The organism is Streptomyces beihaiensis (genome assembly GCF_026274175.1).
Taxonomy (GTDB): Bacteria; Actinomycetota; Actinomycetes; order Streptomycetales; family Streptomycetaceae; genus Streptomyces; species Streptomyces beihaiensis.
In genome coordinates, this window is sequence record NZ_JAPHNL010000013.1 from 1 (window position 1) to 18,801 (window position 18,801).

At 70.7% G+C, this 18,801-nt stretch carries 21 protein-coding genes and 1 pseudogene; 10 read left to right on the forward strand and 12 right to left on the reverse strand.

Annotated elements, in window-relative coordinates:
• Positions 1 to 132 precede the first annotated feature (132 nt).
• Positions 133 to 966 (reverse strand): helix-turn-helix transcriptional regulator, encoded by an 834-nt coding sequence (locus tag OFY01_RS02255; RefSeq protein WP_266595776.1) that lies wholly within the window; start codon positions 964 to 966, stop codon positions 133 to 135.
• 150 nt (positions 967 to 1,116) lie between these two features.
• Between OFY01_RS02255 and OFY01_RS02260 the strand changes: the two genes are divergently transcribed.
• Positions 1,117 to 1,998, forward strand: a complete 882-nt coding sequence (locus tag OFY01_RS02260; protein WP_266595778.1) for an NAD-dependent epimerase/dehydratase family protein — start codon at positions 1,117 to 1,119, stop codon at positions 1,996 to 1,998.
• A gap of 70 nt (positions 1,999 to 2,068) precedes the next feature.
• Here the strand turns inward: OFY01_RS02260 and OFY01_RS02265 are convergent, their stop codons facing one another.
• Both OFY01_RS02265 and OFY01_RS02270 read right to left on the reverse strand, forming a co-directional pair.
• Positions 2,069 to 2,338 (reverse strand): protealysin inhibitor emfourin, encoded by a 270-nt coding sequence (locus tag OFY01_RS02265; protein ID WP_266595780.1) that lies wholly within the window; start codon positions 2,336 to 2,338, stop codon positions 2,069 to 2,071.
• A gap of 36 nt (positions 2,339 to 2,374) precedes the next feature.
• Entirely contained in the window at positions 2,375 to 3,460 is a 1,086-nt protein-coding gene (locus OFY01_RS02270; RefSeq protein ID WP_266595782.1) for a M4 family metallopeptidase, read from the reverse strand.
• Positions 3,461 to 3,753: 293 nt separating this feature from the next.
• Here OFY01_RS02270 and leuA point away from each other — a divergent pair, with 293 nt between their 5' ends.
• The 3 genes from leuA (at position 3,754) to OFY01_RS02285 (ending at position 6,644) form a co-directional block, all read left to right on the forward strand.
• Entirely contained in the window at positions 3,754 to 5,484 is a 1,731-nt protein-coding gene (gene leuA, locus OFY01_RS02275; protein ID WP_266595784.1) for a 2-isopropylmalate synthase, read from the forward strand.
• A gap of 210 nt (positions 5,485 to 5,694) precedes the next feature.
• Positions 5,695 to 6,390, forward strand: coding sequence for a tellurite resistance TerB family protein (locus OFY01_RS02280; RefSeq protein WP_266595786.1), 696 nt, complete (start codon positions 5,695 to 5,697; stop codon positions 6,388 to 6,390).
• Between the two features lie 2 nt (positions 6,391 to 6,392).
• Positions 6,393 to 6,644, forward strand: a complete 252-nt coding sequence (locus tag OFY01_RS02285) for a hypothetical protein (protein ID WP_323135465.1) — start codon at positions 6,393 to 6,395, stop codon at positions 6,642 to 6,644.
• A gap of 3 nt (positions 6,645 to 6,647) precedes the next feature.
• Here OFY01_RS02285 and OFY01_RS02290 read toward each other — a convergent pair whose 3' ends face one another.
• Both OFY01_RS02290 and OFY01_RS02295 read right to left on the reverse strand, forming a co-directional pair.
• Positions 6,648 to 6,917, reverse strand: a complete 270-nt coding sequence (locus OFY01_RS02290; protein WP_266595788.1) for a DUF397 domain-containing protein — start codon at positions 6,915 to 6,917, stop codon at positions 6,648 to 6,650.
• Entirely contained in the window at positions 6,899 to 7,756 is an 858-nt protein-coding gene (locus OFY01_RS02295; RefSeq protein ID WP_266595790.1) for a helix-turn-helix domain-containing protein, read from the reverse strand. Before OFY01_RS02295 ends, OFY01_RS02290 begins: the two co-directional genes overlap by 19 nt.
• Before the next feature lie 354 nt (positions 7,757 to 8,110).
• Here OFY01_RS02295 and OFY01_RS02305 point away from each other — a divergent pair, with 354 nt between their 5' ends.
• Positions 8,111 to 8,326 carry a hypothetical protein gene (locus tag OFY01_RS02305; RefSeq protein ID WP_266595794.1) on the forward strand — a complete coding sequence of 72 codons (216 nt, stop codon included), beginning with the start codon at positions 8,111 to 8,113 and terminating at the stop codon, positions 8,324 to 8,326.
• On the opposite strand, the gene OFY01_RS02310 is transcribed toward OFY01_RS02305, so the two are convergent.
• Positions 8,323 to 9,525: a M23 family metallopeptidase gene (locus OFY01_RS02310; protein WP_266595795.1), complete on the reverse strand. Its 1,203-nt coding sequence runs from the start codon at positions 9,523 to 9,525 to the stop codon at positions 8,323 to 8,325. The genes OFY01_RS02305 and OFY01_RS02310 overlap by 4 nt on opposite strands.
• A gap of 73 nt (positions 9,526 to 9,598) precedes the next feature.
• Here OFY01_RS02310 and OFY01_RS02315 point away from each other — a divergent pair.
• From OFY01_RS02315 to OFY01_RS02330, 4 genes and pseudogenes are all read left to right on the forward strand, one after another.
• Positions 9,599 to 9,901: pseudogene (locus OFY01_RS02315) on the forward strand (RrF2 family transcriptional regulator); the annotation flags it as partial.
• A 15-nt stretch (positions 9,902 to 9,916) separates the two neighbouring features.
• Positions 9,917 to 10,666, forward strand: coding sequence for a DNA repair protein RecO (gene recO, locus OFY01_RS02320; RefSeq protein WP_266595796.1), 750 nt, complete (start codon positions 9,917 to 9,919; stop codon positions 10,664 to 10,666).
• Positions 10,667 to 10,703: 37 nt separating this feature from the next.
• Positions 10,704 to 11,555: an isoprenyl transferase gene (locus tag OFY01_RS02325; RefSeq protein WP_266595798.1), complete on the forward strand. Its 852-nt coding sequence runs from the start codon at positions 10,704 to 10,706 to the stop codon at positions 11,553 to 11,555.
• 51 nt (positions 11,556 to 11,606) lie between these two features.
• Positions 11,607 to 12,149: a YcxB family protein gene (locus OFY01_RS02330; protein ID WP_266595800.1), complete on the forward strand. Its 543-nt coding sequence runs from the start codon at positions 11,607 to 11,609 to the stop codon at positions 12,147 to 12,149.
• A gap of 3 nt (positions 12,150 to 12,152) precedes the next feature.
• On the opposite strand, the gene OFY01_RS02335 is transcribed toward OFY01_RS02330, so the two are convergent.
• Genes OFY01_RS02335 through OFY01_RS02350 form a run of 4 tightly spaced genes read right to left on the reverse strand, consistent with a single transcriptional unit; the run spans position 12,153 to position 15,422 of the window.
• Positions 12,153 to 12,593 carry a Fur family transcriptional regulator gene (locus tag OFY01_RS02335; protein WP_266595802.1) on the reverse strand — a complete coding sequence of 147 codons (441 nt, stop codon included), beginning with the start codon at positions 12,591 to 12,593 and terminating at the stop codon, positions 12,153 to 12,155.
• A 59-nt stretch (positions 12,594 to 12,652) separates the two neighbouring features.
• Positions 12,653 to 13,561, reverse strand: coding sequence for a metal ABC transporter permease (locus tag OFY01_RS02340; RefSeq protein WP_266595803.1), 909 nt, complete (start codon positions 13,559 to 13,561; stop codon positions 12,653 to 12,655).
• A 26-nt stretch (positions 13,562 to 13,587) separates the two neighbouring features.
• The gene (locus tag OFY01_RS02345) at positions 13,588 to 14,373 is read right to left on the reverse strand and encodes a metal ABC transporter ATP-binding protein (RefSeq protein ID WP_266595804.1); all 786 of its coding nucleotides are present in this window, start codon (positions 14,371 to 14,373) and stop codon (positions 13,588 to 13,590) included.
• Positions 14,374 to 14,411: 38 nt separating this feature from the next.
• The gene (locus OFY01_RS02350) at positions 14,412 to 15,422 is read right to left on the reverse strand and encodes a metal ABC transporter substrate-binding protein (protein ID WP_407700264.1); all 1,011 of its coding nucleotides are present in this window, start codon (positions 15,420 to 15,422) and stop codon (positions 14,412 to 14,414) included.
• Positions 15,423 to 15,567: 145 nt separating this feature from the next.
• Between OFY01_RS02350 and OFY01_RS02355 the strand changes: the two genes are divergently transcribed.
• Entirely contained in the window at positions 15,568 to 16,950 is a 1,383-nt protein-coding gene (locus OFY01_RS02355) for a glycine--tRNA ligase (protein ID WP_266595808.1), read from the forward strand.
• 87 nt (positions 16,951 to 17,037) lie between these two features.
• Here the strand turns inward: OFY01_RS02355 and OFY01_RS02360 are convergent, their stop codons facing one another.
• Both OFY01_RS02360 and OFY01_RS02365 read right to left on the reverse strand, forming a co-directional pair.
• On the reverse strand, positions 17,038 to 17,628 hold the full coding sequence (locus OFY01_RS02360; protein WP_266595810.1) for a TetR family transcriptional regulator: 591 nt from the start codon (positions 17,626 to 17,628) through the stop codon (positions 17,038 to 17,040).
• A gap of 24 nt (positions 17,629 to 17,652) precedes the next feature.
• Positions 17,653 to 18,711 carry an aldo/keto reductase gene (locus tag OFY01_RS02365; protein WP_266595812.1) on the reverse strand — a complete coding sequence of 353 codons (1,059 nt, stop codon included), beginning with the start codon at positions 18,709 to 18,711 and terminating at the stop codon, positions 17,653 to 17,655.
• Between the last annotated feature and the right edge of the window lie 90 nt (positions 18,712 to 18,801).

The following is an 18,801-nucleotide window of genomic DNA, read 5'->3' on the forward strand; positions in this document are numbered from 1 at the left end:
TTCACGTACGGCGGATACCAGACCGAGTGATCAAGTTCGACGCAGCATTCGACGTCGGAGGTTAAAGATCAAGCTAGGCCCGTCCAGGCTCGTCCAGGCCCGTCCTGGGCCGTTCAGGCCCATCCGGCCCGTTCAGCCCCGGTCCGGCGTCAGGTCCTGGAGCCCGACGACCCGCAGCAGCTCAAGGCGCTCGTACGTGGGCGTGCCCGGCCGCGCCGAGTGCACCACGAGCTGCTGGCTCTGCCCGTCGCTGAGCAGCACCTCGCAGTCCAGGTCGAGGGTGCCGACGACCGGGTGCAGGAAGCGTTTCGGTGACGGGCGGCGCACCACGACCTCGTGCGAGGCCCACAGCCGCTCGAACTCCGCCGAGCCCGCGCGCAGCTCGGCCACGAGCGCGGCGGGGCCCGGGTCGTCGGGCCGGGCCGCGGTGACCGCGCGCAGGCTCGCCACGTGCGCCCGGCTGTGCGCCTCGTGGTTCTCGGCGGGGAACAGGGCCCTGGCGGCGGGCTCCGTGAACCACCGGCGGATCAGGTTCACGCCGGTGAGGTCGCCGCTCAGCGCCACCGACATGCTGTTCTGCGCCAGCGCCTCGCCCCAGTCGCTGAGCACCGAGGCCGGCAGGTCGTGCAGCCGGTCCAGGATCATCAGCAGCCCCGGCCGGACATGTCCCGACGACCCGCCGGGCCGCGGCGGCTCCTCGCCGGCCAGGTGGAACAGATGGTCGCGCTCGACGTCCGTGAGCCGCAGCGCGCGGGCCAGCGCGGTGAGCATCTGGCGCGAGGGGTGCGAGCCGCGCCGCTGCTCAAGACGTGTGTAGTAGTCGGTCGACATCCCGGCGAGCTGCGCCACCTCCTCGCGGCGAAGCCCCGGCGTGCGGCGGCGCGGGCCCGTGTTCAGGCCCACGTCGGACGGGCTGAGCCGGGCGCGGGACAGGCGCAGGAAGTCGGCGAGTTCGTTTCGGTCCACGCTTCCAGCCTCCCCCGGCCGCGGGTTCTTATCCAGGGAGTGCTGGTCCCTGGACAACCGCGTCTCTCCCGCCGCGCCGCGAGGCCGCGAAGGCTGGGAGTACGCCGTCGAACGCGGCGGAAACCGGAACGACACCGAGGAGTGACCCCCATGCTGACTTTGGTGACAGGCGCGACAGGCCAGGTCGGACGCCGTTTCGTGCCCCGCCTGCTCCAGCAGAAGGAGCCCGGCGACGAGGTACGGGTCCTGGTGCGCGACGCCGAGCGCGGCGAGCCGTTCGCGCGGCTCGGGGCGCAGGTGGTCGTCGGTGATCTGCGGGACACCGAGATCCTCGGCAAGGCGACGGCCGGGGCCGACGCCGTGGTGAACGTCGCGGCCGCCTTCCGCGGCGTGCCGGACGAGGAGGCGGTCGCGGTCAACCGGGACGCGGCCGCCGAACTCGGGCGGGCCGCGGTGGCGTCGGGGGTCCGCCGTTTCGTGCAGGTCAGCACGGGCCTCGTCTACGGCACGGGGCGGGGCAGGCCGCTGGTGGAGGACGACGAGACGCGGCCGGGCGGCCACCTGTGGGGCGCGTACCCGCGGTCCAAGTGGGAGGCGGAGCGGGCGCTGGCCGGGCTCGACGGCCTCGGCGACCTGCGCATCGCACGCCTGCCGTTCGTGTACGGCGACGGCGACCCGCACCTGGCCGACGCGATGCGCTGGGCGCCGAACTGGCCGGCCACCCAGCGCCTGCACATGGGCCATCACGCGGACGTGGCCCAGGGCCTGCGGCGCCTGCTGTACGCCCCCGGCGCCCCCGGCGTGTCCGGCGCTCCCGGCGTGTCCGGTGTGTACAACATCGCCGACGACGCCCCGGTGACGACGGTGGACCTGTTCCAGCTCAACGGCGTCCCCGTACCGGACGCGCTGTACGACAGGACGGACCCGGACCCCTGGTACGGCGTGATGTCCACCGCCCGCATCCGCTCGGAGCTGGGCTTTCGTCCCCTGTTCCCGTCGGTCTGGACGGCACGGGACGCGGGCGCGCTCTGAGCGGTGGCCCTGCGGCCCGGCGGCCCGGCGGCCCGGCGGCCCTGCGGGGCGGGGGAGGGGGCGGGGAGGCTTACGCTCCCTCCCCCAGCACCCGTGAGACCAGTTGCCGCTGCTCGTCCGTGAGGTGCGGGTCCGCGCAGTAGACGGTGCGGTCGTCGTCCACCGTGATCGTGTACTGGAAGCCGTCCGGCACGCCCTTCGGTGGTGTGCCCCGGCCGTCGGCGAGGGCGCGGTCGGCCAGGGCGTGCCACTGGGGGGCGTCGGCGCGGCCCGACGTGTCGACCTCGGCGTGCCGGGAGAGCCCGGCGAATCCGCCGGTGCGGGTGACGTGGATACGCATGGGCCCTGTCTACTCCTTCGCGTTCGCCGGGGCCCGCTACTTCGTGGCGACCCCGACCTGGGACCACGCCTTGAGGACCCCGTCGAGCTCCGCGCCCTCGCCGTAGCGGGCGCGGGCCGCCCGCACGGTCGCCTTGGCGAAGTCGGTGAACTGGGCGTCCCTGGCGAGCTGCCCGCCGGTCAGCGTGTCGTACCAGATCTGCCCGGCCCGCTCCCAGGCGTTGCCGCCGAGCGCCTCGGCCACCAGGTAGAACGCGTGGTTGGGGATGCCCGAGTTGATGTGCACCCCGCCGTTGTCCCGGTCGGTGTGCACGTAGTGGTCCATGTCGGCGGGCTGCGGGTCCTTGCCGAGCTGGTCGTCGTCGTACGCCGTGCCCGGCGCCTTCATCGAGCGCAGCGCCACGCCCGAGACCCGGGAGGTGAACAGGCCCTCGCCGATCAGCCAGTCGGCCTGCCGGGCGCTCTGGCCCTTGGCGTACTGCTTGACGAGCGAGCCGAAGACATCGGAGAGCGACTCGTTGAGGGCGCCGGACTGGCCGTTGTAGTCGAGGTTCGCCGTGTACTGGGTGACGCCGTGGGTCAGCTCGTGGCCGATGACGTCGAGAGCGATGGTGAAGTCGTTGAACAGCCGTCCGTCGCCGTCGCCGAACACCATCTGCTCGCCGTTCCAGAAGGCGTTGTTGTACTCCTGCGCGTAGTGCACCGAGGCGTTCATGGGCAGCCCGGCGCCGTCGATCGAATACCGCTGGTAGGCCCTCAGGTACAGCTCGAAGGTGGCGCCCAGGCCCGTGTACGCCCGGTTGACCGGGATGTCGTCGACGGCGTCGCCGCCTTCGCCGCGCACCTTCGTGCCGGGCAGGCCGTTGCCGTGGTGCGCGTCGTAGATCGTGCGCTGCTGCGGCTTGTCGGTGCCCTCGGGGGAGGGGGCGGGGGCCGCGGTGCGGGTGCCGGGTCCGGCCGTCGTGGCGCGTGCCGTGCGCAGCCGGGCGTCGTGCTCCAGGGTGCGGCGGGCGCGCTCGGCCAGGACGGTGTCGTCGGCGCGGGCGACCCGGTCGAGGATGTGCGGCGGCACGATGGAACAGAAGACAGCGGGGGCGGCGGTGGGGAAGACGTTGGCGGTCATGACAGGCAATGTGGCACTGAGTAGTCGGCTTGTCACTAGCGGCGACGTGTATTAGTGAAATGGAGCTATTTGTCACCCGTTACCCGTTACCTCGCCGTGATCCCGCATACTGATACGGGCCTGTGCATCCGACGGGACTCGGCTATGGTCGTCCACATCATGCGTTTCGGGCTGCTTCTCCTTAGCTGCCGCGGCGAGGGCCTGTAGTCGAGGCCGACCCCCTCCCCGCGGAGTTTGGCGTTGCGCCGTCGGCCGTCCGCAAGGCCACCTTTCCCAGAAGGGCCCCACGCATCATGCCGAACCATCAGCGTCCCACCTCGATGCCGATTCACAAGTACGGTCGCTACGAGCAGGTGGACATCCCGGACCGCACGTGGCCGGAAAACCGGATCACCAAGGCTCCCCGCTGGCTCTCCACCGACCTGCGTGACGGCAACCAGGCGCTGATCGACCCGATGTCCCCCGAGCGCAAGCGCCGGATGTTCGACCAGCTGGTCAAGATGGGCTACAAGGAGATCGAGGTCGGCTTCCCGTCGTCCGGCCAGACCGACTTCGACTTCGTACGCTCGATCATCGAGGACCCGGACGCCATCCCCGACGACGTGACGATCTCCGTGCTGACGCAGGCCCGCGAGGACCTGATCCAGCGCACCGTCGAGTCCCTGGTGGGTGCCAAGCGGGCCACCGTCCACCTGTACAACGCGACCGCGCCGGTCTTCCGTGAGGTCGTCTTCCGCGGCACCAAGGGCGACATCAAGCAGATCGCCGTCGACGGCACGCGCCTGGTCATGGAGTACGCGCAGAAGCTGCTGGACCTGGAGTCCGGCGGTACGGTGTTCGGCTACCAGTACAGCCCCGAGATCTTCACCGACACCGAGCTGGACTTCGCCCTGGAGGTCTGCGAGGCGGTGTGCGACGTCTGGCAGCCGGGCCCCGGCCGCGAGATCATCCTCAACCTGCCCGCCACGGTGGAGCGTTCGACCCCGTCGACGCACGCGGACCGCTTCGAGTGGATGGGCCGCCGCCTGACCCGCCGCGAGCACATCTGCCTGTCCGTCCACCCGCACAACGACCGCGGTACGGCGGTCGCCGCCGCGGAACTGGCGCTGATGGCCGGAGCCGACCGTATCGAGGGCTGCCTGTTCGGCCAGGGCGAGCGCACCGGCAACGTCGACCTGGTCACCCTGGGCATGAACCTGTTCTCGCAGGGCATCGACCCGCAGATCGACTTCTCGGACATCGACGAGGTCCGCCGTATCGCCGAGTACTGCAACCAGATGGAGGTCCACCCGCGCCACCCCTACGCGGGCGACCTGGTCTACACCGCCTTCTCCGGCTCCCACCAGGACGCCATCAAGAAGGGCTTCGAGGCGATGGAGGCCCGCGCCGCGAAGCAGGGCAAGACCGTCGACGACATCGAGTGGGCCGTCCCGTACCTGCCCATCGACCCCAAGGACGTCGGCCGCTCCTACGAGGCCGTCATCCGCGTCAACTCGCAGTCCGGCAAGGGCGGTATCGCCTACGTCCTCAAGAACGACCACAGCCTGGACCTGCCGCGCCGCATGCAGGTCGAGTTCTCCAAGGTCATCCAGGCCAAGACGGACACCGAGGGCGGTGAGGTCACGCCGAAGGCGATCTGGGACGTCTTCCAGGACGAGTACCTGCCCAACCCGGCCAACCCGTGGGGCCGCATCCAGCTCAAGGCCGGGCAGACCACCACCGACACCGACGGCGTCGACACGCTCACCGTCGAGGCCGAGGTGGACGGCGCCGAGCAGGTGCTGGTGGGGACGGGCAACGGCCCGATCTCGGCCTTCTTCCACGCCCTGCAGGGCATCGGCATCGACGCCCGCCTGCTGGACTACCAGGAGCACACGATGAGCGAGGGCGCCTCCGCCGTCGCCGCCTCCTACATCGAGGTCGCCATCGGCGACAAGGTTCTGTGGGGCATCGGCATCGACGCGAATACGACACGTGCGTCGCTGAAGGCCGTCGTCTCCGCGGTCAACCGCTCGGCCCGCTGAGGCGGTTGAGCAGCACTTTCGTGGCCCCGTACGCCTTTTTCGGGCGTACGGGGCCACGTCGTGTACCGGCCAGGAACCGCCCCCTCCGTGACCTCTGCGTGACCGAGGTGCTGACGCCGCATCATCAATGTGGCTAACATCACGCCCACATGGCAACGATGCCGTGGGGGAGTTACGGAGGTGTGCGGCGTGCTGGCGATCTCGGGACGTATGCGGCGAACCGGAATTTCGCGGGTTCTCGGCGTGCACACCACATGGACCACCGTCGGTGACGGCGAGTTCTTCTGCCCCGGCTGCGGCGGCGACCGCAACTACGAGCGGCGCACGGGCCGCCGCCGCCTCACCGTTCTCGGCCTGCCCCTGCTGCCGCGCGGCGCGACCGGCCCGGTCGTCCAGTGCGCGGCCTGCGCCGGCCGCTTCGGGGCGGACGCCCTCGACCACCCGACCACACACCGGTTCTCCGCGATGCTGCGGGACGCCGTGCACACGGTGGTGCTCGCCGTGCTCGCGGCGGGCGGCACCGGAGGGGTCGGCGGACCACCCTCACGTACGTCCCTCGACTGCGCCGTCGCCACATTGCGGCAGGCCGGGTTCGAGGGCTGCTCGGACGTCCAACTCGTCGCGCTCGTCGAGGCGTTGCTGACGGACGCGGGACGGGTCGCCGAACACGCGGGCCCCGCGGTCTCGCTCGCCATCGAACTCCACGAGGCGCTCGACCCGCTCGCCGCGCACCTGGCCCCCGCCGGGCGGGAATCGATCCTGCTGCAAGGGGCCCGGGTCGCCCTGGCCGACGGCCCCTACGTGGCGGCCGAGCGCGAGGTCCTCGGCACGATCGGCGCGGCGCTGACCCTCGCCGCCGACGAGGTCGACCAGGTGCTGGTCGCGGCTTCCCGTACGCCACGGTGAGCTTGACCGCGTCTTCTCGCGCCCACGCGCCGGAGCCGCACATCGGGGTGCCGCCCCCGGCAGCCACGCCCATGCCCCCAGGCGGCGGCGTCTACTGGGGGCACGGCGGCAGCATGACCGGCTACGAGACCCGTGGCGGTGCCACGGACGACGGCCGGGCCGTCAGCATCGCGGTGACGGTCCAGCCGGACCAGGCGACCATGGACGCCATGTCGGTGCTCGTGGACAAGGCGCTGTGCCCTCGCCGGTCCTGACCGCTACCTGACCCCCGCGACGAAGGCATGCCAGGCGGCGGCGCCGATGACGACGATGTCCCCGTCCGCCACCTTGGAGTCGCGGACGGGGACGACGCCGTCGTAGCCGTCGGCGACTTCGAGGCAGTTGCCGCCCTCGCCGTTGCTGTACGTGGACTTGCGCCAGTTGGCGGCGCCGGTGAAGTCGTACGCGACCTCGACGCAGCTGCCACCTTCGCCGTTGCTGTAACTGCTCTTGCGCCAGCGGGCGTTGCTCAGGTCGTACTCGCGCATTGTCTGTGGTCCTCCGCCGCCGATTCGATCAGGGCCAGGGACGCCTCCGGCGACAGCGCGGCGACCCTCAGCAGATCGTATGCGCGCTGGGCCCGCTTCACCACAGCCGGATCGTCCAGCAGCGTTCCCGAGAACGACGTCTCTGTATAGGCGACCGGCGGGGCGTCCTCGAACTCCATGAGCTGCAGCATCCCGCCCATGGAGGCGCAGGCTCCGGCCGCCTGCGGGATCACCGTCACCCACACCACCCGCTCCCGCATCAGCGCCGCCACGTGTTCCAACTGCTCGGCCATGGCGGCCGGGCCGCCCACCGGGCAGCGCAGCAGGTTCTCGTGCAGGACCGCCCAATACTCGGGCCTTGTAGCGTCGTCGAGGATGTGTGCCCGTTCCAGTCGGGCCGACACCTTCTCCTCGACGTACGCGTCCGTGACGAACGGGTTGGCCGCGATCGTGACGGCCCGCGCGTACGCGGCCGTCTGCAACAGGCCGGGCAGCACCGACGGCGCGAACTCACAGATCTTCGTGGCCGTCCGCTCCAGCTCCACGACCGCCGCGAAGTAATCCGCGTACCGCTTGTCGTCGATGAGCTTGCGCCATGTGCGCTCGAAAAAACCATCGGTTTGCAGGACGGTGTCGATCCTCTGGGCGACATCCAGCTGCGGTTTGCGAATTGCCTGTTCGAATTGGCCGATGTAGCCGCCGGAGACGAATACCCGCGCCCCCAGCTCCACCTGTGTGAGACCGGCCTCCTCCCGCTGCCTCTTCAGCTCCGCGCCGAAGAACTCCCACACCGCCTGCCGCGATCCGTTACCCGTGCCGCCGCCCGAAGCATTGGCCATGGCCAACCCCCAAGTTCTGCCCCGTACTTGTAGTGCGCAGACCCCTCCCCACTGTAGTTCGCGCACGTCACCGTGGGGGTCGAAAGCGTGAAATCGAATCGGGAAGGGGAGCCACGTGACGGGCCACGGGAAGCACGCCGAGCAGTGCGTACAGGAAGCGGAGGAAACGGTGGAGAAATTGCGGGCCGCGCTCGCGAGCGCGGGAATTAAGCTGCCCTCGCTCGGACTGGACCTGGGGTCAATCGCTCGTGAGGCCCCGTGTCCATTGGTGGAATTGGGGCGTTGTTCGGTTGACGTGGCGGCGCGGCTCGCCGCCGCACTTCTCGCGCCAGCGGACGACAGGAGCAGCACTCGATGAAACCGCCGATCGGTTCGTACGCAGTCGACACCAGTACGGGGCGGGTCGGTCGGGTGATGGGGCACGAGGGGCCGTACGTACAGCTGCGGCCGTACGGGGGCGGGCGTGAGTGGGAGTGCCCGCCGGAGACCCTGCGTGTGGCCACGACGACGGAGCGGCTGCGGGCGGCGACCGCGTACGAGAACAGAAGGAGCCGCGGGGAGGTGCCTTAGAGGGGTGTGCCGGGGCGGTGGCCGTCGCGGTCTCGGGCCCTGATCCGCCGCCCGCGGTAGAGGCGTCCCGGCACGTCGGTGAAGCGCAGGTCCAGGCCGACGCCGTCGCGTTCGGCGTGGATGTGGAGGTGAGGTTCGGTCGTGTTGCCCGTGTTGCCGACCTCCCCGAGGAGCTGGCCCCGGCGGACCGTGTCGCCGGTGGCCACCGTGAGCGAGCCGGGGCGCAGGTGGGCGAGTTTGACGGTTTCCCGGCCGGTGTCGAGGAACACGTGGTTGCCGTAGGGCGGTTGGTAGCGGATCGTTCCCGGCCGCTGGTCCTGGACCGTGTCGGCGGCGGACGTGACCGTGCCGTCGCAGGGGGAGAGGACCGGGCGGCCGTACGCGGCGTAGGCGGCAAGGGCGCGGCCGGGCCGGGTGCGGGTGCCGTACCGGCCCAGCTGGACCAGGTCGAGCGCGCCGCGCTGTTCGGGTATCCGGGCGTGGTGGTTCAGCAGGCGGCCGCCGCCTTGGGCGATGTACCAGGCGCCCTCCAGGGGGAAGAGGAGCGGCTGTGAGACGGGGGTCTTCCAGCGGTGCAGGCGTACCGCGGCGACCAGCCACGTGGCTGCCGCCAACAGGGCCGCGCCTGCCGCAAGGCCCAGTACGTCGCCGAGGTCCGCGGGCAGGCGGGGCAGCCGCCCCGCCGAGGCGAGCACGGCGACGGCACCGGCCGCGACCGGGCCACGCAGCGCCAGGGGCTGCTGCGCCAGGACGCCGCTGCCCACCACGAGGACGCAGAACGCGGCGAACGTGGCCGTGTCGCCGAGCCAGGCCGTGCGGGCGGGCGCCGTCCAGGCGGTCAGGACGTTCCACGCGGTGACCAGGAGGAGTAGCGCGGCCAGGGCCACCGGCGCGGGCAGGCGCGGGCGCCGTGGTGGCGTGTAGCGGGCGGGTTCGATGCGCAGGGCCGTCAGCGTGCCGTCGTCCGCGGCGAGGGCCCAGGCGCGTACGCGGCCCTTGTCACCGGAGACGATCAGGCCGTCCTCGCCGTCCGTCACGGTCACTCGGCCGCCGGTCCGGGCGAGCGTGGCGCGGACGATCCGCTCCAGGGCGTCCGTGCCGACGGCCTCGGTCACTCGCGGGGCGAGGCGCGGCCACTCGTGCGGGGCGGCGGTGAGGAAGCGACACAAGGCCCGGGCCTCCGAAGGCTGTTGCTGCATCCCATGAACGTAGCGGGCGCGTCGTACGAGTCGGTTTCGGGCTGCCGCCGTCCGCCCGAAGCCGCGCGGCGGGTTCCGGCTCGCGCGGGACCCGGAGGAGATCACCGTGCTCGACGTGGTGGAGGCGGTCGAAGGGGCGGCGCCACCGTTCGTCTGCACCGAGATCCGGCAGCGCGGCGCGTGCGTGGTGCCCGTCGAACCGTGCACGGGGCCGTGCACCGTGACGCAGGTCATGCACGACGCCGACCGCGCCTGGCGCGACTCGCTGCGTGCGGTGACCGTCGCCGACCTGAGCGACCGGCTGCCGCCGACCGTACGGGCCAGGGGCCGGGCATGGCTGGAAGAGCCGGGTGCGCCGCTGCCTCCGTTCTCGTAAGGGCAGAATGGACGCATGAGCCTGTTCCGCGACGACGGCATCGTGCTGCGCACCCAGAAGCTGGGTGAAGCGGACCGCATCATCACGCTGCTCACGCGCGGTCACGGACGCGTACGGACCGTGGCGCGGGGCGTGCGGCGTACGAAGTCGAAGTTCGGGGCGCGGCTCGAACCGTTCTCCCACGTCGACGTGCAGTTCTTCGCGCGCGGCAGCGAACTGGTCGGGCGCGGGCTCCCGCTGTGCACGCAGAGCGAGACCATCGCCGCGTACGGTGGCGCCATCGTGACCGACTACGGCCGCTACACCGCCGGGACGGCGATGCTGGAGACGGCGGAGCGCTTCACCGACCACGAGGGCGAGCCGTCGGTGCAGCAGTATCTGCTGCTCGTCGGCGCGCTGCGCACGCTCGCGCGCGGCGAGCACGAGCCGAACCTCGTCCTCGACGCGTTCCTGCTCCGCTCCCTCGCCGTCAACGGCTACGCGCCCAGCTTCGGCGACTGCGCCAAGTGCGGAATGCCCGGTCCGAACCGGTTCTTCTCGGTGGGCGCGGGCGGCTCGGTCTGCGTCGACTGCCGGGTGCCGGGCAGCGTCGTACCCTCACCACAGGCCCTCGCGCTGCTCGGCGCGCTGCTCACGGGAGACTGGGAGACGGCCGACGCGTGCGAGGCGCGGTACGTCAGGGAGGGCAGCGGGCTCGTGTCGGCGTACCTGCACTGGCACCTGGAGCGCGGACTGCGCTCCTTGCGATACGTAGAGAAAAGCTAGTACAGCTAGTAAAGCTAGTAGGGGAGAGGCCCGGAACATGGCACGTCGCGGATTCCTCGGACGGACGTCACGCCACGAGTACAGCACGCCCGAACCGCACCCGTCGGGCGCGCGTCCGCCGAAGATCCCCGGCGAGCTGGTGCCGGAGCACGTCGCCATCGTGATGGACGGCAACGGGCGGTGGGCGAAGGGGCGCGGCCTGCCGCGCACGGAAGGCCACAAGGTCGGCGCCGAGCGGGTCCTCGACGTGCTTCAGGGTGCCATCGAGATGGGCGTGGGTGCCATCTCCCTCTACGCGTTCTCGACCGAGAACTGGAAGCGCTCGCCCGACGAGGTTCGCTTCCTGATGAACTTCAACCGCGACTTCATCCGCAAGACCCGTGACCAGCTGGACGATTTGGGCGTGCGGGTGCGGTGGGTCGGCCGCATGCCGAAGCTGTGGAAGTCGGTCGCCAGGGAGCTGGAGATCTCCCAGGAGCAGACCAAGGACAACGACAGGCTGACGCTCTACTTCTGCATGAACTACGGCGGCCGTGCCGAGATCGCCGACGCCGCGCAGGCGCTCGCCGAGGACGTGAGGGCGGGGCGCCTCGACCCGTCGAAGGTGAACGAGAAGACCTTCGCCAAGTACATGTACTACCCGGACATGCCGGACGTGGACCTGTTCCTGCGCCCCAGCGGCGAACAGCGCACCTCCAACTACCTGCTGTGGCAGAGCGCGTACGCCGAGATGGTCTTCCAGGACGTCCTGTGGCCGGACTTCGACCGCCGCGACCTGTGGCGCGCCTGCCTCGAATACGCCTCCCGCGACCGCCGCTTCGGCGGGGCGATCCCCAACGAGGAGCTGCTGGCGATGGAGGGGCGCACCTCCGAGGTGCCCGAGCAGTAGCGCGCCGGGCTAACCTCTCCTCGATCATTGGCGAGATCCAGGGGAGGGCCCGTGGAACAGCAGGTTGAACGGACGGCGGAGGACTGCGTCGCGCTGGAGTACCAGCACACGCCCGACGAGACGAGACAGGCGCTCAGAGCGCGGGCGAAGGTGACGGGCGCCGACCGGCGGATGAAGTACATGGCGATCGTGATCTCCGCCGTCTGTGTCGGAACCTTCGCGGTGTCGCTCGCCGGCGGTGAGCGCCTTGCCGTCGACCTCCAGTCGCTGGTGTTCGCCGCCGTGATGTGCCTGGTCGTCTTCGTGGTGAAGCCCCAGGTGCTCACCCGTCAGCTCCACAGGATGGCCACCCGGCACGGCGCCTGCCGGACCCGGGTCGACGACACCGGCGTCGCCGTCACCAACGCGGGCGGCTCCACCCACCTGAACTGGACCGCCGCCCCGCGCTACACCGAGACCGCCGACACCTTCGTCCTGCTCAGCGGCGACAAGAACGCGTCCTGCCTCATCGTGCTGCCCAAGCGCGGTACGGCGGAGCCCGGGGGCGTGGACGCCCTCCGGGCTCTGCTGGACCGGCACATCAGCCGGATCTAGGGCTCAGTTCGCCCGCTCCGCCTTCTCCGCCTTCGCTGTCGTCTCCGACGCCGCGCAGTCCGCGCACGTACCGAAGATCTCCACCGTGTGGCCCACGTTGACGTACCCGTGCTCCGCGGCGATCGACTCGGCCCACCTCTCCACCGCGGGGCCCTCCACCTCCACCGCCTTACCGCAGACGCGGCAGACCAGGTGGTGGTGGTGTTCGCCGGTGGAGCAGCGGCGGTAGACGGACTCGCCGTCCGTGGTCCGCAGGACGTCCACCTCTCCGGCGTCGGCCAGGGACTGAAGCGTGCGGTACACGGTTGTCAGGCCGACCGAGTCGCCCTTGTGCTTGAGCACGTCGTGCAGTTCCTGGGCGCTGCGGAACTCGTCCACCTCGTCGAGCGCCGCCGCCACAGCCGCGCGCTGGCGGGTCGACCTGCCTCGAACCGGGGCTGCCACAAGTTCCTCCTCGCGTCTGTCTCCGTGCCGTCATTGTGCCAGGCGGCGCGGCGGCCGGGTCAGACCTCGGCCGCCGGTTCGGCCACGCGGTCGGCCGTCGGCCTCTCCGGCGTCGTGGCCTGCCGCGGGAGCGTGCATCCCGTGGCCGCCGCCCGCACGCGGCGCCGGGCCAGTGGTGTGGCCAGGGCCGTCAGGGCGATGAACAGGGCGATGGTGAGCAGCACGATCGTGGCCCCCGGGGGCACGTCCTGGTAGTACGAGGTGATCGTGCCGCCCAGCGTCGCCGAGACGCCGATCGCCACCGCGATCACGAACGTCGCCCTGAAGCTGCGGGTCAGTTGCTGCGCCGCCGCCACCGGCACCACCATCAGCGCCGACACCAGGAGCAGGCCCACCACCCGCATCGCCACGGTCACCGTGATCGCCGCGGTGACCGCGACCAGCAGGTTGAGCGCGCGCACCGGAAGTCCGGTGACCCGCGCGAACTCCTCGTCCTGGCTCACCGCGAACAGCTGCCGCCGCAGCCCCACCGTCACCAGGATCACGAACGCGGCGAGCACGCAGATCGCCGTCACGTCCTGCGGCGAGACCGTCGACAGCGAGCCGAACAGGTACGAGTTGAGGTTGGCGTTGGAGCCGCCGGGCGCCAGGTTGATGAACATGACGCCGCCCGCCATACCGCCGTAGAAGAGCATGGCGAGCGCGATGTCGCCGCGCGTCTTGCCGTACCAGCGGATCAGCTCCATCACCACCGAGCCGACGACGCAGACGAGCGTCGCCATCCACACCGGCGACGTGGACAGCAGAAAGCCGAGGCCGACGCCGGTCATGGCCACATGGCCCATGCCGTCGCCCATCAGCGCCTGACGGCGCTGGACCAGGTAGATGCCGACCGCGGGGGCCGTGACGCCGACGAGGACGGCGGCGAGCAGCGCCCGCTGCATGAAGGCGTAGTCGAGGAAGTCCATCACTCTGTCACTCTCTTCTCACGCACTCAGCTCAGCAGGCCCATGCGGAGCGGTTCGGCGTCGGCGGGGGTGTGCGGGTGGACGTGGTCGTGGCCGGGCAGCGCGTGCTGGCCGACGGCCTTCGGCGGCGGGCCGTCGTGCAGGACGCAGCCGTCGCGCAGCACCACCGCGCGGTCGATCAGCGGTTCGAGCGGCCCGAGTTCGTGCAGGACGAGCAGGACCGAGGCGCCCGCCGCGACCTGCTTGCGCAGGGTGTCCGCGAGGACCTCCTGGCTGGCCAGGTCCACGCCCGCCATCGGCTCGTCCATGATCAGCACCTCCGGCTCGGAGGCCAGGGCGCGGGCGATGAGCACGCGTTGGTGCTGCCCGCCGGAGAGGGCGTCGACGGAGTCCTTCGCGTGGTCGGCCATCCCCACCAGGTCGAGCGCGTGGTGCACGGCCGTCCGGTCGGCCTTGCGCAGGAGCCCGAAGCGGGCGCGGGAGAGGCGGCCGGAGGAGACGACCTCGGCCACCGTGGCGGGCACGCCGCCCGCCGCCGTGGTGCGCTGCGGTACGTAACCGACGCGCGCCCACTGCTTGAAGCGGCGGCGCGGGGTGCCCAGGATGTCGATCTCGCCGCCGGTCGGCGGGACCTGCCCGACGATGGTGCGGATCGCCGTGGACTTGCCGGAGCCGTTGGCGCCGAGCAGCGCGACGACCTCGCCGCGGCGCACGGTCAGGTCGATGCCGCGCAGCACGGGCCGCGCGCCGAGCTCGGCGGTGACGCCGCGCAGGGATATGACGGGTTCGGTCAGGTCAGGTTCGTCGTTCATGGCGGGACCGCCCTCTGTGGTCGCTCGGTGCTTCGTGGTCACTTGGCGCCGAGAGCCTTGCGCAGCGCCTTCAGGTTGGACTCCATGACCTGGATGTAGTCCCGGCCCTTGGACTTGGCGGTGATGCCCTCGATGGGGTCGAGCACGTCGGTCCTCAGGTGGGCGTCGTTCGCCAGGGTCTTCGCCGTCTTGTCGCTGACGAGCGTCTCGTAGAAGACGGTGGTGACCCCGTCGGCCTTCGCCAGCTTCTGGAGGTCCTTGACGCGGGCGGCGCTGGGCTCGCTCTCCGGGTCGAGGCCGTTGATGGCCTCCTCGGTGAGGCCGTAGCGCTCGGCGAGGTAACCGAAGGCGGCGTGGGTGGTGATGAAGACTTTGGACTTGGTGTTCCTCAGGCCCTCGCGGTACTCGGTGTCGAGGTCGCCGAGCTTCTTCACCAGGGCCGCGGTGTTCTTCTCGTACGCGGCCGCGTGGCCCGGGTCGGCCTTCTCGAACGCCTTGCCGACGCCCTTGGCGACCTCGGCGAAGCGGACCGGGTCCTGCCAGATGTGCGGGTCGTCGCCCTCGTGCTCGCCGTGCGTGTGGTCGTGCTCCGGGGCGTGGCCGCCGACCTCGTCGCCGTGCTTCTCCATGCTGGTCAGGGAGGCGGCGTCGATCTTCGTCTTCGCTCCGGACTGGCTGATCGCCTCGTCGACGGAGGGCTGGAGGTTCTTCAGGTAGAGGGCGACGTCGGCCTTCTCGATGTCGGTGCGCTGCTTGGCGCTCACTTCGAGGTCGTGCGGCTCCTGGCCGGGCTCGGTGAGGTCGCTCACGGAGACGTGGTCGCCGCCGATCTCCTGGGCGAGGTACTCCAGCGGATAGAAGGAGGCCACGACGTCCAGCTTGCCGTTCTTGCCGTTGCCGGCGTTCTTGCCGTCCGCGGCCGTCATGGACGAGCACGCGGTCAGGGCCGTGAGGCCGAGGAGCGTGGTGGCGGTGACGGCGGCGGTGGATATCAGGCGGCGGCGACCGGGGCGGCGGCGCGAGGCGTGGCACTCGTTCATGACAGTCATTTTCAACGAAAGTGGAAACCATTGTCAACAAGCTTCGGGTGGGAACCGATTTGGTTCGGGGGACGGTCCCGCCGGTAACCTGAGGCATTCGCTCCCGGAGTCCGTATCCAGCGGGCTTCATCGCCGTCGTAATGAAGAGAGCACCGTGGCCGCCGACAAGATCGACACCATCGTCAGCCTCAGCAAGCGCCGTGGCTTCGTCTACCCGTGCAGCGAGATCTACGGCGGCCAGCGCGCCGCCTGGGACTACGGTCCGCTGGGCGTGGAGCTGAAGGAGAACATCAAGCGTCAGTGGTGGCGCTACATGGTCACCGCGCGCGAGGACGTCGTCGGTCTGGACTCGTCCGTGATCCTGGCCACCGAGGTCTGGCAGGCGTCGGGCCACGTCGCCACGTTCACCGACCCGCTCACCGAGTGCACCTCCTGCCACAAGCGGTTCCGCGCGGACCACCTGGAGGAGGCGTTCGAGGAGAAGAAGGGCCGCCTGCCGGAGAACGGCCTGGCCGACATCAACTGCCCCAACTGCGGTACCAAGGGCGCCTTCACCGAGCCCAAGCAGTTCTCGGGTCTGCTCTCCACGCACCTGGGCCCGACGCAGGACAGCGGCTCGGTCGCGTACCTGCGCCCCGAGACCGCGCAGGGCATCTTCACCAACTTCTCCCAGGTCCAGACGACCTCGCGCCGCAAGCCGCCGTTCGGCATCGCCCAGATGGGCAAGAGCTTCCGCAACGAGATCACGCCGGGCAACTTCATCTTCCGTACGCGCGAGTTCGAGCAGATGGAGATGGAGTTCTTCGTCAAGCCGGGCGAGGACGAGAAGTGGCACGAGTACTGGATGGAGCAGCGCTGGAACTGGTACACCGGCCTCGGCATGAGCGAGGAGAACATGCGGTGGTACGAGCACCCGGCGGAGAAGCTCTCCCACTACTCCAAGCGCACGGCTGACATCGAGTACCGGTTCCGCTTCGGCGGCAGCGAGTGGGGCGAGCTGGAGGGTGTCGCCAACCGCACGGACTACGACCTGGGCGCCCACGCGAAGGCGTCCGGCCAGGACCTCTCCTACTTCGACCAGGAGAAGGGCGAGCGGTACACGCCGTACGTCATCGAGCCGGCGGCGGGCGTCGGCCGCACGATGCTGGCCTTCATGCTCGACTCGTACGTCGAGGACGAGGCGCCCAACGCCAAGGGCAAGATGGAGAAGCGCACGGTCATGCGCTTCGACCACCGCATCGCCCCGGTGAAGGTGGCGGTGCTTCCGCTGTCCCGCAACCCGGAGCTGTCGCCGAAGGCGAAGGGCCTCGCGGCGGCGCTGCGGCAGAACTGGAACATCGAGTTCGACGACGCGGGCGCGATCGGGCGCCGCTACCGCCGCCAGGACGAGATCGGTACGCCGTTCTGCGTCACGGTCGACTTCGACACGCTCGACGACAACGCGGTGACCGTGCGCGAGCGGGACTCGATGAAGCAGGAGCGAGTGTCCCTCGACCAGATCGAGGGCTACCTGGCCGCCCGCCTGGTCGGCTGCTGACGGCTCCACCGGTCGTACGTGCCCGGGCCCCGGCCCACCGGATTCCGTCCGGTGGGCCGGGGCCCGGCTGCTTCTGGGGCGTCGGGGTCAGCGGGGCGTCAGGCCCCGCAGGACCAGGGACGTCACCGCGTCGAACGCGGCGGGCGCGTCGGGGCGGGACCACTGCGGCGCGTACACGGGATCGTGGAAATGGGCCGTGGACTCGAAGACCGCGCGGGCCGTCGCCGCGAGGTCACCCACCTCGAACACCCCACGCTCGACGCCCTCTTGGAGGATCGCCGTCAACTGGCCGGTCAGATCGCCGATGTGCGCGTCGACCGCGGCGCTGTTCTCGTTCGTGAGCACCGTGTACGTGTCGAACAGCTCCGGATCGTCACCCGCCTTGTGCCGCTTGGCGTCGAACAGGGCGGCCAGCCAGTGCCGCAGTTTCGCGGCGGGCTCCTCGGAGCCGGAGGTGACGTCCGCGAGCACGGCGGTGGTCCGGTCCAGCCACCTCTTGGTGACGGCCTCGCGCAGCGCCGCCTTCGTGCGGAAGTGCCGGTACACCGTGCCGTGGCTGACCCCGAGCGCGCGTGCCACGTCGACGACGGTCGCCTTCGCGACGCCGTGCCGGCGCAGAACCTCCTCGGTCGCTTCGAGGATGCGTTCGGGGGTCAGGGCTTCGGTGGGTGGTGCCATGCCAGTGACCGTACCCGGCGCTCGTCAGCGCTCGCTGTCGAGGTGCGCCATCTGCCCGGCAGGGTAGCGCTCGCCGGCCGCCGCGTCGGCGGGCACCGCCTCCTCGATCGAGGCGAGGTCACCGGCGTCGAGCGTGACGTCGAGCGCGCCGAGGGCCTCGGCGAGACGGTCCCGGCGGCGGGCGCCGACCAGCGGCACGATGTCGTGGCCGTGCTGCGCGCCGCGCGCGAGCACCCACGCGATGGCGATCTGGGCGACGCTGACGCCCTTCTGCTCGGCGATCTTGCGCAGCCGCTCGACCAGGTCGAGGTTGTGCTGGAGGTTGTCGCCCTGGAAGCGGGGGCTCATGCCGCGGAAGTCGTTCGCGGCGAGCCGCCGGTCACGGGTGAAGTGGCCGGAGATCAGGCCGCGGGAGAGCACTCCGTACGCGGTGACGCCGATGCCGAGTTCGCGGGTGGTCGGCAGGATCGACTCCTCGATGCCGCGTGAGATGAGGGAGTACTCGATCTGCAGGTCGGCGATGGGCGCGGTGGCGGCGGCCCGGCGGATGGTCTCGGCGCCCACCTCGCTCAGGCCGATGTGGCGGACATGGCCCTTCTCGACCAGCTCGGCGATGGCGCCGACGGTCTCCTCGACCGGTACGTCCGGGTCGAGGCGGGCGATCCGGTAGACGTCGATGTGGTCGACGCCCAGGCGCTGGAGGCTGTAGGCGGCGAAGTTCTTCACGGCCGCCGGACGCCCGTCGTAGCCGGACCAGCCGCCGTCCGGGTCGCGGAGCGCGCCGAACTTCACGCTGGTCAGCGCCTTCTCGCGGGCGGCGGCGGGCGCGGTGCGCAGGGCCTCGCCGATCAGCATCTCGTTGTGCCCCATGGCGTAGAAGTCGCCGGTGTCCAGGAGGGTGATGCCCGCGTCGAGCGCGGCGTGGATGGTGGCGATGGACTCGGCGCGGTCGGCGTCGCCGTACAGCGCGGACATGCCCATGCAGCCGAGGCCGAGCGCGGAGACGGCAGGGCCGGTGGTGCCGAGGGGGCGGGTGGGGACGGAGACGGTCGGGTTCTGCGGGGTCTTCTCGTTCTCGGTCATGGCTCCACCATGCCATGACGAATGACAGATTTCAATATCTGTCATTCGTCATCTGTCACCGGGCGCCTCGCCGGCCGCTCTGCAGGCTCA